General features: G+C 69.7%; 15 protein-coding genes. 10 read left to right on the top strand and 5 right to left on the bottom strand.

All coding sequences use genetic code 11. The features are described 5' to 3' along the window. The first annotated feature begins 17 nt into the window (after positions 1–17). A complete protein-coding gene (locus tag ABZ459_RS50105; RefSeq protein ID WP_357987754.1) occupies positions 18–857 on the top strand; it encodes a LysR family transcriptional regulator in 840 nt (279 codons plus the stop codon). A gap of 139 nt (positions 858–996) precedes the next feature. On the opposite strand, the gene ABZ459_RS50100 is transcribed toward ABZ459_RS50105, so the two are convergent. After that, complete coding sequence (locus tag ABZ459_RS50100; RefSeq protein WP_357987751.1) at positions 997–1,140, bottom strand: hypothetical protein; 144 nt, start codon at positions 1,138–1,140, stop codon at positions 997–999. A gap of 255 nt (positions 1,141–1,395) precedes the next feature. Between ABZ459_RS50100 and ABZ459_RS50095 the strand changes: the two genes are divergently transcribed. After that, the gene (locus ABZ459_RS50095) at positions 1,396–1,992 is read left to right on the top strand and encodes a TetR family transcriptional regulator (RefSeq protein ID WP_357987748.1); all 597 of its coding nucleotides are present in this window, start codon (positions 1,396–1,398) and stop codon (positions 1,990–1,992) included. Between the two features lie 11 nt (positions 1,993–2,003). Here the strand turns inward: ABZ459_RS50095 and ABZ459_RS50090 are convergent, their stop codons facing one another. Next, complete coding sequence (locus ABZ459_RS50090) at positions 2,004–2,369, bottom strand: hypothetical protein (protein WP_357987745.1); 366 nt, start codon at positions 2,367–2,369, stop codon at positions 2,004–2,006. Between the two features lie 366 nt (positions 2,370–2,735). Between ABZ459_RS50090 and ABZ459_RS50085 the strand changes: the two genes are divergently transcribed. The 7 genes from ABZ459_RS50085 to ABZ459_RS50055 all read left to right on the top strand — a co-directional run bounded on the left by ABZ459_RS50085 (position 2,736) and on the right by ABZ459_RS50055 (position 9,300). Then, positions 2,736–3,038 carry a winged helix-turn-helix domain-containing protein gene (locus ABZ459_RS50085; protein ID WP_357987742.1) on the top strand — a complete coding sequence of 101 codons (303 nt, stop codon included), beginning with the start codon at positions 2,736–2,738 and terminating at the stop codon, positions 3,036–3,038. 38 nt (positions 3,039–3,076) lie between these two features. Then, complete coding sequence (locus ABZ459_RS50080; RefSeq protein WP_357987739.1) at positions 3,077–3,499, top strand: hypothetical protein; 423 nt, start codon at positions 3,077–3,079, stop codon at positions 3,497–3,499. An 81-nt stretch (positions 3,500–3,580) separates the two neighbouring features. After that, positions 3,581–3,739: a hypothetical protein gene (locus tag ABZ459_RS50075; RefSeq protein ID WP_357987736.1), complete on the top strand. Its 159-nt coding sequence runs from the start codon at positions 3,581–3,583 to the stop codon at positions 3,737–3,739. A 249-nt stretch (positions 3,740–3,988) separates the two neighbouring features. Further along, positions 3,989–4,720, top strand: coding sequence for a hypothetical protein (locus tag ABZ459_RS50070; protein WP_357987733.1), 732 nt, complete (start codon positions 3,989–3,991; stop codon positions 4,718–4,720). A gap of 29 nt (positions 4,721–4,749) precedes the next feature. Then, the gene (locus ABZ459_RS50065; RefSeq protein ID WP_357987730.1) at positions 4,750–7,425 is read left to right on the top strand and encodes a PQQ-binding-like beta-propeller repeat protein; all 2,676 of its coding nucleotides are present in this window, start codon (positions 4,750–4,752) and stop codon (positions 7,423–7,425) included. A 156-nt stretch (positions 7,426–7,581) separates the two neighbouring features. Beyond that, a complete protein-coding gene (locus tag ABZ459_RS50060) occupies positions 7,582–8,058 on the top strand; it encodes a hypothetical protein (protein ID WP_357987727.1) in 477 nt (158 codons plus the stop codon). A gap of 138 nt (positions 8,059–8,196) precedes the next feature. Continuing rightward, positions 8,197–9,300 (top strand): hypothetical protein, encoded by a 1,104-nt coding sequence (locus tag ABZ459_RS50055; RefSeq protein WP_357987724.1) that lies wholly within the window; start codon positions 8,197–8,199, stop codon positions 9,298–9,300. A gap of 739 nt (positions 9,301–10,039) precedes the next feature. Here the strand turns inward: ABZ459_RS50055 and ABZ459_RS50050 are convergent. Next, entirely contained in the window at positions 10,040–10,957 is a 918-nt protein-coding gene (locus ABZ459_RS50050; RefSeq protein ID WP_357987721.1) for a sulfotransferase domain-containing protein, read from the bottom strand. Between the two features lie 331 nt (positions 10,958–11,288). On the opposite strand from ABZ459_RS50050, the gene ABZ459_RS50045 reads away from it, so the two are divergent. Beyond that, positions 11,289–12,233: a C45 family peptidase gene (locus ABZ459_RS50045; RefSeq protein ID WP_357987838.1), complete on the top strand. Its 945-nt coding sequence runs from the start codon at positions 11,289–11,291 to the stop codon at positions 12,231–12,233. A gap of 156 nt (positions 12,234–12,389) precedes the next feature. On the opposite strand, the gene ABZ459_RS50040 is transcribed toward ABZ459_RS50045, so the two are convergent. Then, positions 12,390–12,944, bottom strand: coding sequence for a DinB family protein (locus ABZ459_RS50040; protein ID WP_357987718.1), 555 nt, complete (start codon positions 12,942–12,944; stop codon positions 12,390–12,392). Positions 12,945–13,012: 68 nt separating this feature from the next. Further along, positions 13,013–13,660: a hypothetical protein gene (locus tag ABZ459_RS50035; RefSeq protein ID WP_357987716.1), complete on the bottom strand. Its 648-nt coding sequence runs from the start codon at positions 13,658–13,660 to the stop codon at positions 13,013–13,015. Between the last annotated feature and the right edge of the window lie 161 nt (positions 13,661–13,821).

The following is a 13,821-nucleotide window of genomic DNA, read 5'->3' as shown; positions in this document are numbered from 1 at the left end:
CTGGATACGATGAGCCGGTGGAGACGCGGGAGTTGCGATACTTCGTCGCCGTAGCCGAGGAGTTGCACTTCGGGCGGGCGGCACAACGGCTCGCGATGGCGCAACCACCACTGTCGCGGACGATCCAGCAGCTGGAACGCCGGCTCGGAGTCGTTCTGCTGCACCGCACCGCCCGCTCCGTCGCCTTGACCGAGGCCGGATCGGTGCTGCTGCGGGAGGCCCGGCTCGCGCTCGACGCGGTCGAAGCCGCCGAGCGCCGCACCCGCCGCGCCGCGGCTGACCAGCCCGGTGTGGTGCTGGCCACCAAGGCCGGAGCGTCCAGGGAACTGTTGTCGAAGCTTCTGCACGCCTACGCCGCCGAACCGGGCGCCGTGGCCGTCGAGGTGATGCTGTGCGGGCCGGGCGAGCCGGAAAGTCTGCTGCGCACCGGACGTGCCGACGTTGCTCTGCTCCACCGGCCTTACGACACGACAGCCGGGCTCGACACCGAGGATCTGCACACCGAACAGCAGGTCGTGGTCCTGCCCAAGGGGCATCCCCTCGCCAACCGGGCGCATGTGACGTTGGCCGAGGTCAACGCCCAGACGAACCTGCCCCTGCCGCGCTGGCCTGGACGGGATGGCAGCTATCCGGACGGCCCCGGCCCGCAGGTGCGCGACCATACCCAACTGTTCCAACTGATCGCGCTCGGACTGGCCTGCGCCGTCGTACCCGAGTCGCTCCGGGACCAGCTACGCGACGACCACGCCATCGTGCCCGTGCCGGACGCGCCGGCCGTCACGACCGTCATCGCCTGGCCACCGCACAGCAGATCCAAAGCCGTCGCCGACCTCGTCCGCACCGCGACACGCCTCTAGCCGATACCCGCTGCAGCACATAGACCAAGAGGCCCACGACCAAGCCGACGCAACAACCGGACAGGCCGGCGACGACGGCGCCGACCGCTCACGCCAGAGCGGCGTCTAGGTTCGCTCCGGCGACTTGGCCTTCGCCTCCTCACGCAAGCGTTCGAGCCCGAGACTGCATGGAGCGAATGACGGCGACGTCGATGCCGATCTGCTCGGCGAACGCCCCGGTGTCCCAATATGAGCGCACCCGCGTGATCAGCCCTTCACGGTTGAAGGAGAAGAACGCGGCCATGTCCAACCTGTACGGTCGGCCACGCGTTGGGCCGGCTCAGGCCCGTCGGCCAACGCCGGCGGGACGGTGAGCATCCACATCGTGGCCGTTGTACGCCTCCCAGTAGTGATTGATGACGTCTTCGAGGCTCATGGCCGTCTTCCTTCCGCTTGGTCGTGTGCCGGCGATCGCCGCATGCGGACACTAATGGCAGATATGGCACTATGGCAACCCTGTCATTTGGCAGATCTGCCAGGCCGTGCTACGGTCTCGACCGTGACAGCCCGTGATGCCGAGTCCAACCTGCGAGAGCGCCGAAAGAGGCGTACTCAGAACGCGATCATCGACGCGGCCCTGCAGCTGTTCGAGGAGAAGGGGTACGACGCCGTACCGGTGGAGGAGATCGCGGCGGCGGCCGACGTGTCGCCGCGGACCTTCTACCGCTACTTTCCCGCCAAAGAAGACGTTCTCGTGGTCGACCCTGAGGTGGAGACCGCGATGAGGGCGGCGCTCGCCGAGCGCCGCCCTCACGAAACAGACGTGGACCTCGTGGCGCGGTCGATAATCACTGCACTGGCCGCCCGCCGCCCAGAACGCGCGCGCGGCGCATATCACCTGCTCGACGCCACACCGGCACTTCAAGCTCGCATCCACCAGTTGGTGTGGCGCGACCAGGAGCAGGTTGTCGAAGCCCTGCTGGCCGGAGCGCCTCGGACCCCCGAGGCCGAGCTCCGCGCGCGTGTCATCACCCACGCCGTCACCGGGACGATCCGCGTGGCGGTTGTCGCCTGGATTCAGTCCGGCCAGCGCGGCACCGTCGTCGCACATTGCGAACAAGCTCTGACGTTCTTGCGCGAAGAGCTCGCTTACTGACGGGTATCCAGCTAGCACCACCAGTCGGTCAGGTAGGAGCTGGTGGCCCCCTTCGGCTGGCCGCCGGCGCGCATGCAGACCGTGAAGCTGGAGCTGGTCAGCAGGCCGTCGCCGTCGTTGGAGTTCAGGATGCGCGCCCATGCGTACTGCTTGCCGTTGACGTTGCCGGAGCGCAGCTCCAGGGTCTGGCCGTTCGGCATGGTGCGCTGCTTCCTGGTCACGGTGTTGGTGGCATCCTTCGGGTTGGTCACGGCCGGGCACGCGGAGGGCGGCGCGGCGGTCGCGGCCTGGGCGGCGCCGAGGCCGGCGGCGGAGGTGAGCACGACCATGGCCGCTGACAGCACGGCCGTCCTGAGAGCGGTCCCTGAAACGTTCATCGAGGCATGTCCTTCCGGTGGGAGGTTGTTGCGGCGGATATCGCCGGACGGCGATGCCGGAGGCGCCCGGGAAGCGCTGCGACTTCGACCGGAAATGCGTTGCCGGGAATCGTGAGAATTCTTCTCGACATGACGTTCCGGCAGCATTTCCGCTCATCAGCTGTTTCCTCTGGACGCGCTGGCTGCGTTCCCTTTTTTGGGGGTTGTCTGTCGCCGGGCCGGCGGTTCTGTTCCAGGTTCGCGGGGGCCTGTAGAGGAAACCCATATTCGCCCTACAGACGGGCGTATAGATTCTCTTGATGGCGTATGGCGGTGCTGGCATCATGGCTGCCGAGTCCGTACCCGGGGGTCGCGATGAGGTTCGGGGTGCTGGGACCTGTCTCGGCGCACGCCGACGACGAGGCCGTTCGGCTGGGTCCGCCCAAGCAGCGGCTTCTGCTGGCGGTGCTGTTGTGCAGTCCGGGGCGAGCGGTCCAGGCGGGCACCCTGGTGGAGGCGCTGTGGGGCGAGGCGGCCCCGTCTTCGGCCCTCCACAACGTCTATCAGTACGTCTCGCAACTGCGCCGGGCCTTGGGGCCGGAAACGATCACCGGGCGGGCGCAGCAGGGATACGCCTTGGCCGTCGAACCGTCGGACATCGACGCCCACCGGTTCGCCGAGCTGCCCTGAACGGCCTGGCAACGCTGGCCACGCACGACGGCGATCCCATGCTGGCCGTCGCCCTCCACCAGGAGGCGCTGAACATCGCCGATGGCATCGGAGCTCCCTACCTGACCTGCGAGAGCTCCATGGGGCTGGCTGCCGCGCATCACGCCGGCGATCGCCTCACCGAGGCGACGGCGCTCGCCCAGGAGGCGCTGACGCTGGCCCGGCACAACCGGTTCCGTGTGCTCCAGGGGCAGGCGAACCTCCTGCTGGCCCGCTGCATGGCCTCGCAGGAACTCGGGAAGCAGGCCCGCGACTACGCGCTCCGCGCCCTGGACGATCATCTGATGACCGGCCATCGCCTCGGTGCCGCGCACGCTCATGTCGTCCTCGGTGAGCTCCTCGGCGACGCCGACCCGGTGGCGGGGAAGGAGCACGCCGAGGCGGCGCAGGCTCTCCACACGGAAATACTGGGCGATCGCTGACGTACGCGCTGGGCCGACGCCGTGGCCTGTGGGCGACGGTCCCAAGGACGGGACCCCCGATGGGCGGTCACGCTGACCGTCGTGCACGGCAAGGTGAAGCTGACCTCCGGCCGCATCGACGTGCTGACCTTCAACGGCAGCGCCCCCGGCCCGCAGATCCGGGTCAAGAAGGGCGAACAGCTTGAGGCCGTACCGGCACTGCTCTCCCCCGTACGGTCACCACGGTCAGCCGGCGCCTGACTCAGAATTGTCGCCTTTGCCGGTGAGCGGTGGACACGGGCGGCATACTCGTAGATGCACGGTCAAGTCCACCCGCTTGACAGTCATCGGAAGATGGTCATGGCCAGAGCGCGTAGGGGCAGGAAGGTCAGGAGCCGGGACAGGGGCATCCCACCGCCGGAGCCGGAGCCGGAGCCGGAATCAGGGCCGGAACCCGGGCCCGGGGGATGGAAGGCCGCGCGCACATGGGTGGCCGGAGTCACCAGCGCCGTGCTCATCGCAGCGATCGGCGTGGTGTTCACCGCCTGGTACACCGCGAGCGGGTCCGACGCCGTCCAGGAGATCGGCGGCAAGCCCCCGTTGTCGGTCGGGCACGTGGAGGTCCAGTTCGACGAGCGCGCGCTCGCGCTCAGGGAGCCGGTGACCGAGCCCCGCGACCGGGCGATCCTGCTGGGCAAGGCGACGAACAGCAGCGAAAGGGCCGCCATGCTGGCCCGCCATCACGTCGCCACGATCGAGGACATGACGGCCACCGTGGTGCTGAAGGCCAACCGCAGCAGCCTGCGCATCATCGACGTCAAACCGCGGGTGCTCACCCGCGCTGCCCCCTCCGACGGCGCCCTCCTGGTGCCGGGCACCGCCGGGCAGCCCGGCACGGTGGAACTCGTCGCCGACCTCGACCGGCGGCCAGTGCGTTTCGCTCTGAAGAAGGACCCGGGCACGGCGTATTTCTCGAAGAAGCAGATCGACCTGAAGCGCGATGAGATGGTCACGCTCGTCCTGTCGATCGCCGGCGTGAAGGCGTACTACGAGTTCGACCTGGTGGCCACGGTGCTGGCCGGTGACCGCTCCGAAGAAATCGTGATCAACGGGCCGGGCGGTACGCCGTTCCGGCTGACGGGCCGTGCCGACACCTACCGCACCGTCTATCAGCAGTCGGGAGGCGACTTCTGGGTGCCGGAGCCCTCCGGGCCGGCCTGTACGGCACCGGGAAAGTGTTGATCGCGCGGGCCGCCGCCGCCCTCCTGACAATGACGGCGCTCCTGCTCGGCGTGGCCGCGGACGCCGCAGGCGGCAGGCCGGTCCCCGTCCAGTGGCGGATGGCGTGGTCGGTGCCCGCCCCCACCGATCAACCCGCGGACCCGTACTGGGACTTCGACGTTCCGGTCAGCGGCGCCTCCACGGACGTGCTGGCCATCGTGGACGGCGAGAACGCGGTACGCGTCCACGACGCCCGCACCGGCAGGCTCGTGCGCACCCAGCGTCTGTCCGGCGCCGAGATCGCCGGGGTGTGGGTGACTTCCGGCACCGTCGTCGTGCTCACCGGTGAGTTGTTCGACGGCGAGAAGGGACTGCAGGCCTTCGACGCGGCCACAGGCGCGACCTTGTGGCGGCGTGACCTTGCCTTCGACCAGGAGTCCGACGACAGTCCCCGACACTACTTCGGGCCGCGGATCATGGTGACGGACGGCGGCGTCGTGATCGCCGAACGACGTTCCGAGCCCCTGACCCTGCTGTCCCTGGACCCTCGCTCGGGCGCCGTCGCGGCCAGGACGGTTCACCAGCGGAACTGCGACCTGACCGCCGCCGCCGGAGCACGGTCGCTGCTGCTGCTCGACCACTGCGGGGGCAACCGGGTGCGGCTGTCGTCCGTGGTTCCGTCCACGCTGCGGGTCAGGTGGAGCCGTACGATGCCGTCGCCCATCAGGGACTTTCCGGTTCCTGAAGGGGGGCGCGGCGCAGACCTCGCCGTCACCGTCAGCCGGGACGGATACGCCGAGGTCGACGGCACGTTCTACGCGCCGGACGGGCGCCGGCTGCCCACCCCGCGCGAGGCGCCGCGTGCCGTCGGCTCCGCGGGGAGCGGTCGGTGGAGCGAGCCGCTACGTCTGGATGACGCTCGGACGATGACGGACGACGACGGGGACCCCGAGCTCAGCTACGGGCGGTCCACGCGACCGCTGCCCGTGTTCCTCACCTCCCTCGACCTGCGCACGGGACGCCTGCACTCACTGCCACTCGACATGCCCTTCGCCCGGCTCGTGGGAACCGCGCCCGGCACGGCCTTCGTAGAGGCCGCGGGTCGCGTCGCCGCCTACACCCTGGTCCGGGGAATCCCGACGGGGCGCGAGCTCTTCGACGGTGTCCCGCCGGAGGCCTGGCTGGACGCGTGCGGCCTGCTGAACGCCGCCGACCTGCGCCCCATCGCCGACGGCTACACCCCGAGCCCCGCCAAGCCGCGCCTTTTTGGCACGCGCCTGCCGCATCCCCCCTCGTGCGACTGGATCCCGCCCACCGACGACGCCCCCGTCATCTCCTTGGACGTGGTGTGGGTCTCCTCCTCCAGCGCCAAGGCGCGGCGGATCTACGCGATCGAGACAGCCGGCCTCAAGGAGCACTGGGCCTACGACGTGACCACGCATGATCCGTACCTGCTCGACTACCTCTACCCCACCGCCATCGGGAGCAACGACGCGCCCGAGGCGCTCGTCAGCGCCGGCCCGGTCATCATCCGCCTCACCTCCACCTCACGTTCGGCCCTGCGGCTGCTGGCCTCGCTGGTCAGGGACGAATTGCTGGCCCGCTACCGGCTTGCCCGCCCCGTCTCCGCTCCCCTCCCGCAGCTGCGCTGGAGCTTCCCCGCCGACGGCCGTCTGCAGGGCGCGCCGACGGTACGCGGCGACACCGTCTACGCCGCCGGCGGCGGCCGGGTCTACGCCGTGGACGCCTTCTCGGGCCACCCTCGGTGGAGCCGGGCGATCAGCGACCACGTGTCCGGGCCGCTGCGGTTCGCCGGAGATCTGGTGTACGCCCAGGACCCATTCGCTCTGTACGCCCTGGACACCCGCACCGGCCGCCCGCGGTGGCGGTACCAGTCGCAGGAGCTGGGGAATCACTTCCGGGCGACGCGGGGGCGCATCATCGTCTGTGCCGGAGACGAGACCGTCGCCCTGGACGCCGCCACCGGCCGGCGACTGTGGCGGTTCCGCACCGCGGACGGCTGCGACCGGTCCCGTTTCGAACGCTCCGGCGACATCGTCTACGTGACCGGCTCGGCCACCGTGTACGCGCTGGACGTCTTCACCGGACACCTGCGGTGGAGCGTGCGGCCGGGAGCCGACGACCGGGCCGACATCCAGGTCGCCTCGGCCGGGAAGGTGGTCTACGTCGCGGGCGCCGACGGCCGGATCCGCGCCCTGGACGCCGCCACCGGCGCGCAACGCTGGAGCACCCGCTTCGGCGGAGCTCTCGTCTCCGCCCTGCTGCCTTCCGGCGCCGCCGTCTACGTCAGTACCGCCGACCACGAAGTGCACGCGCTGGACGCCCGTACCGGCAGGAAACGATGGACCGCCCCGATCGGTGACGCCGACCCGGATCTCGGCCTGACGGTCGGCCAGGGCCGCCTCTACGTGGTCACCTCCGTCGGCATCGTCAGCGCCCTTGACGCCGCCACCGGCTCGGAACGGTGGTACACGCCGGTGGGCGGCGTCATCGTCGTGGGCCCCGCCGTACACGACGGCGTCGTGTACGTCTCAACGGCCGGTGGCACCGTCCACGCTCTGGACGGTGCCACCGGCGCGCGCAGATGGCACATGAACACCGGCGACGCGCCGGATGAGGGCGCCATCGTCGGGAACGCCCTCGTCCACGCCAACGGTCTCCTCTACACCGGCGGCGGCGGCAACGTGTACGCCCTGCGCCCCTGAGACCGTCCGAACCCCTGACTCCGGTGAGCTCGTCCAGCCCCGCGTGCCCGGAGCGCTCCTCCCGCTGCGGAACGTGCTCTTGGACGGTGAGGGACTCCATTGCACGCAACTCCTCTACACCGCGCGGCTCAGTCCAGGCCGTACAGGGCCAGCGAGTTGTTCCAGCGCGGCGTCGGCGTCAAGGTGGTGGAGGGCGTCGCCGCCGGCGAGCACACCGAGCGCTCCCTGCTCCTGGCTCCGGCCCTGGCACAGGATCGACGCCGCAACCATGCCCGCAACACCAAGGACGGCCTGCAGGCGGCGCGCCGCCGCGGTCGGGTCGGTGGCCGCCGGCCCGTGGTCGACGCCGACAAGCGCGCTGCCATCTTGGCCCGCCGCGAACGCGGTGAATCCATCCGCACCATCGCCGCCGCAGTCAACGTCTCCGTCGGCGTCGTCCACAAGACCCTGACCGAAGCCAAGCAGGCTGCCGCACTCGAGACACCGAACGCAGATGCCGCCCCGGGGGCCGCCGGGGCAGCCCGGGTTATGGCTACCCCCGCCGATCTCGCCGAGCCGGAGAAGTTCACCTCTGACGAGGAAGAGGGCGGCGTGAAGACGCTGTCCGGCCTCCTGGCCGATCTGGCGGACTAGCGCGGCGACGGAACCTGAGCGACACGTCTCGGGCGGCCTGGCCGGTGCTGGAGGCGCTGGCCAACGACCGGCATACACCCCCCAGGGTGCCGACCCCCCACAGCTGTGGCCGATCGCTTGGCCGACCGTCTCCCCCGCATGCCTGAACGCGAAGGCCAGTCCCCCGCCGCCACCGCCGCCACCGCCGGCACCGGCCAGGCGGCAGGTCGGGGCGGGCCTGGCGAGCTGTTGCGTGTCCTGCTGGCAGGTGAACGGCCTGGCGCGGCGGTGACGTTGGAGCGGCTGCACCGTGACACGCATCTGATCATCGTGGACGGGCAGCGGGCCGGGTGGGCCGACCACGACGGCGCGACCTGGCGCGTCCACGGCGACGCGGGGGCTACTCACCTGGTCGAGGGCGACCTGGCGCAGGCCCTCGCCGACGGGCTGCGCACAACGGTGAGCACCGAGGGCGTGCGCGACCACCTGGGCCGGCTGCTGGAGCTGAATCCAGCCTCGCTGGCGTCCTGGTCGCTGCTGCGCGGCCGCGTCCTCGGTCGGGAGGACGTCATCGTGCGGGGCCGCTGCGTCGGCTGGCTGCAGAAGAACCGGGCCGGCCGCTATGTCGCCTGCACCCATCGGGGCCCGATCGAGGGGCCGGCCGGCACCAGCAAGGTGCAGACCATCATGGCGCTGTTCGCGGCGCTGTACGCGCCGGCGCCGCTGCCCGCGCTGCCCGCGGCCGCCCGCGCTGTCCGCCGCGCCAAGGCGCGCTCGGAGAATGAGCGGCCGATCTGTCCCTTCACCCAGGCACAGCCGGCCGCGGCCGCACTCAACCCGCCTCGTCATGACGGCGGCTACCAGGTCGTGGTCGACGACTACGGCGACCAGGCCGTCCTGGGCAGGGTCCGCCGGACCACCATCGGCCGCGCCGGCACGCGCTGGCAGGCATTCACCCCCGACGGCCGGGCCGTGGCCCACGCCGGGACCCGCACCGCCGCCATCGACGCGATGCTGGCCACCCCCGGCCCGCTGTTCGGCGACCCCGCCGGCACCGTCCTGCATGACCTCCCCACCTCACGGCAGGCGTCATCGGAGGCACGCGATGACCGGCACGAACCCCTCATCCCGGCCCACGGCCGCGGCCAAAGCGCTGGCCGCCTGGACCGAACTCAACGACCGGCAACAAGGCACCCTGGCCGTGATCTACAGCTTGGACCAGGCAGCGGAGCACGAGCACCAGCAGCGTGGAGCGCGTGGTGACTTCGATCCGCGCCCGGCCTCGCAGTGGCGGGCGCTGGAGTTCGCACACGACCCGGCCGACCGCAACGGCTTGTCGGGGCGGGCCCGGTTCGCCTTCATCGAACGCTTCGGGCCCTCTTGCAGCACAGTGGCGGCGCAGATGCTTCGCCTGAAGGCGTCAGGCTCGTCACGAACGCGACCAACCTGACGGATGAGCAGATCACGATCCTGAGAGGGCAGGCTGACGTGGCCGGTATGGCCCTCGTTCTCGTCGACGACGGCACGGCGCCACGTGTGGCAACGGTCCACTCCCGCGACCTGGCGCCCCACGAGCTCGCGGCGATGGACCAGAGCGCCGCCGCCCGCGCGACGCACTGCTTATGTTCGCCACAACGGACCGCGTTTGCTTGCCAGTTTCGACCGCGATCTTGGGCCTGGAGTCGGGTCCGTTGTTCGTGAGAGCTGACCGCACTCGCCGGCCCGAGGTCATTCGCACCGAGGAGGGGCGGGGCGGCGGCGCAGTGTCGGCGGCGATCCGGATCCGGCCGCTGGCGGCAAGGAGGAAGGCGCTACGACCATCACACAGGGTGACCAGATTCGCTAGCCGACGCGCTGCCACACTGCCCCCGATCGCCGAATCCGGCGTTGGTAGAGGCGCAGACCCCTGATGTTGGTCCCGAGCGCGGATCGGCGGTTATGGGCGGCGGGCGGCGCTGACGATCAGCTTTGGGTAGTGCGGGGATGCCGCCGGACGGGGATCTCAGTCGATCGGCTCGCGATGCACCCACTCGACGAGATCGTCGGACGCGAGCGCCCGCACGCGCGTGGCATATCGGGCGAGGTCGGCGTCGTCGAGGAGGTCGCGCCACTGGCCGCTCGTGCCGCGACTGAAGAACGCGGCGGGATCGATCCAGTGCTCCGGACCGCCGGCGGGGACGGTCGTGTCGGCCCTGCTACGCATCGACTCGAACGTCGCCGCCTGGACCAGGCGGGGCCATCGGTGCTCATCGACGTCGATGCCGAGGCGCGCGGCCATCTGCCGCATCTGCCCCTCCAGGTCGGCCTTGAGGTCGTCGTAGTGCAAGTACACGATGTCGAGATCGTCGCCGGCGTCCCGGAACGTCTGCAGGTGCTCTACAGTGCGCCGCAGTGACGACCCGACCTGCGTCGATGGCGTCTCGTCGTCGACCCACTGCCAGAAGCGGTCCCGCTCGCCGTCGGGGCGCGGCCGCGGTGGCCGCAATGGTCCGAGCTCGATACCGTCGATCGCGGCCGCCCGTTCGCGTTGGCCGAGGAACGCGCCGATGTCGGTGTTGTCGATATGGCGGTCGATCGACAGCCCCACGTCGCGCGGGTCGCGACCGACGCAGATGTACGTGACCGTCGGATCGTTGGGTATCCCGTCGAGCGGCGTGTGGGTCTTGATGAACCGGCGGTGCGTCTGGGCTTCCAGGTCCGCGAACACGTCTGTGCGGGCGCGAGTCACCATGTCGATCCACGGCGAGAGTGTGTCCAACGGGAGCGGGAGCTCCGGTTCCTGCAGTATGAGCAGGGCGCAGATCATCTGCGTCCACGTCGTCCCGCACTTTGGCGGGGTGCTGATGATGATGTCGCCGGGGCGGAGTTCGAAGCCGTCCCAGCGGTTGCTGTCGTACATACTCGTCTCGTAGCGGCGCACGGCCGTCATCCTTGCAGCGGATCCGATCCCGTGTGGCCCAGATGATTCACCGCACGACATCCTGCCGAGGACCCAAGACTGAGGTTCCGAAGAGCGTCGCGCAACAGTACATAACGCAGCACCCGCCCATCATGTCCGATCTCGAACACTCCGTACCTCCCGGCTTCTCCAACGCGGGACATGTTCGCCTACTTGGAATCGGCCACGCTCGCATTCAGCGGCTCCATCAGATCCAGCGCCTGGCCGTCGCCGATGGCCACCTGGTGAATTAGCCGCACAATTAGCTAGGTTGCCCTCACCTCGTCCGCTTCTCACAGGGAAAGTGGCAGCCATGCGGCAACAGCACAAGACCTTCCAGGCGATCGAGGTCGGCGACGGCGGCGACGAGCGGTGGGCCGCCCACGCCCGGGCCCTGTGGCAGGACATGGAGGGCCTGCTGACCGAGGAGGGCCGGACTCCGGAGGGCGCGGATCGTGTTCGGGCGCTGTTCCGTGCGCACCTGCCGGAACTGGTCCCGGTTCTGGACCGCCTGGCCGGCCAACTCGACCGGCCCGAGGCGGAAGTCTTCCTCACCCATGCGGCACTGCGGCCGTTCTCCCAGTCCTGCACCCAGATCGGCCAGAACGGCACTCTGCTGCGCAACTATGACCTGCGGCCCGATCAGTGCGAGGGGACCATCGTCTCCTCCTGCTTCCTGCGCCCCGTCATCGGGATGCAGGACATGCTGTGGGGCTTGCTGGACGGGATGAACGACGCCGGTCTCGCGATCTCGCTCACCTGGGGCGGACGTTCTGTCTACGGACGTGGCTTCGCCATTCTCATCCTCGTGCGCTACCTGCTGGAGACGTGCGACACCGTCGATGAGGCGGTCGACAGGCTGCGGTCACTGCCGGTCGCCGTCCCCCAGAACCTCACCCTTGTCGATCCGAAGAAGGCGATGACGGTGTTCGTGGGACCGGACATGCCGCCGACGGTGGCACCGGACGCCTGCGCCTCCAATCACCAGCACCTGCCGGTGACCGACGAGCAGGAGCGGGCCATGCGGACGCAGGAGCGGCTGCGAGCCGTCCGCGCCGCGGGCGCGGACGTGGCGGCGATGCTCAAGCCGCCGCTGTACCGATCCGTCGACGAGCAGGGGACGGTAACGCTCTACACCGCCCACTACCGGCCCGCCGAGGGCCTTGTGACGTACTACTGGCCCGGTGAGTCCTGGCAACAGTCCTTCGGCGACTTCACACCCGGAATCCGCACCGTGACCTTGGGCCGGGCCAGCTGAAAAGCTTTCCGGACTCCTGCTCACCCCTGCACGAAGATCTTGCAAGAACGTGATTTCACCCACCGCAGACAAGCCCTCCCTCGGCCGGCCCTGCCACGTGGCAATCCCCCTGAACGGTCGGCGCCGGGGCCCGGACAAGGTCGCCCACCGCCGAAATCAGACGCCTTCGCGCAGGTACAGGTCGCGCAGCAAGCCGATCTCGCCGCCGTGATGTGTGACCTCTTTCAGAGCGTGCAGCGCGAGCTTCAGATACGTCTCATCGGCCCAACCGCCGGGGCCCATGCCTATCGGCGCCAACAGGCGCTCGTCGCCGAGGGCTGCGATACGGGAGATGAAGTGCTCCCAGTCCTCGGCGAGCGCCTGGACGCCATCCTTCGCGGTGCCCGGCCACTCGTGGCGGTCGCCGAGCTCGGGGACGTCCTCGAAGCAGTAGATCACGTAGCCTCGCAGGCAGAGGTTGCCGATGTGCCAGATGCGCCAGGCGATCGTCGTGACGGGGTCCGGCGCGTCCGGACTCGATTCCGGAAAGAGCGTGGCGACGCGGAAGAGGCCGTCGTCGCCGGGGCGGATGCCGATGCAGTCGCCGACCGGCTCCCAGTGATACTCGGCGTCGGTCAAGCCCTCCAAGCGCCGGAACAGCCGGGATCGCACGCCTTCAAAGGTCGCGAGAACGTCGCGGGTGACGGGGTCGGTCACGATCATGTCAGCCATGTCAACTCCAGGGCTCGGTGGTTTCGGGACGGTCGAGATGATCAGGATCGACGGGTCGGCCGGCTCGGTTACGTGCCGCCGCCTCGGCGTGTGTCGCCGGGTGCGAGCAGGCCGGTGAGTTCGGCGATGGCGTCCGGCGACGGCTTGAAGTAGCGACGGACGTTCTCTGCCTTCTTGTGCCGCGACTTGGCCATCAACATCAGCAGGCTCGCCCTCTGCTCCCCGAGGTGAGTGACGAACACCGGGCCGCGGGTGCGGTTCTTCAGCAGGCGCGGCAGCAGCCGGGCGGTGCCGGCGTCCCAGTACACCGGCTTCAGCACGAAATCCTCGCGGGCCTGGCCGCGCCGGCGGGCCTTGGACTGCGCGCCTTTGGCCTTCACCAGCGCGCGGCGGCCGGCGAAGTCCAGGTCCTCGATATTCAGCGGCAAAATCTCCTCCGCCCGCGCCACGGTCTCGTACAGCATCCGGTAAAAGCGCTTCTCCCGCAGGTGCACCTCGCGGCAGGCGATCAGTCGGTCGATCGCCATCTTCGAGCGCGCCGGCGTCTCGGAGTCCGGCGGGGTCAAGCGCTTGGCCCAGGCCGGCACCTCCGGGCCGTCGAACCCGATCGTGTAGTTTCGCACCGTGTTCGGGTTGCCGAGCGCGTCGGGGAAGGCGTCCGCGGCGCCGCGGACGGTGAGCGCCTTCCCGACGGGCAGCCGCGCGACGGTGGCCACCGCTGCCCCTTGCCACAGATGACAGGGCCGCTTCGCATAGCGGCCCGGAACCGTCGCCGTAGGTCGCGATCAACGATGCCCCAGATAATAGGGCATTATTCGTGGCAGCATTCGATCTCAACCAGCGTGAACGTTTGCCGATCTCCGCTTCAAGATCATCC

Origin of the sequence: Nonomuraea sp. NPDC005692, assembly GCF_040631115.1 — a bacterium.
Lineage (GTDB): Bacteria > Actinomycetota > Actinomycetes > Streptosporangiales > Streptosporangiaceae > Nonomuraea.
Note: the sequence above shows the minus strand (reverse complement) of the source record. Positions and strands in the feature narration are given on the sequence as shown.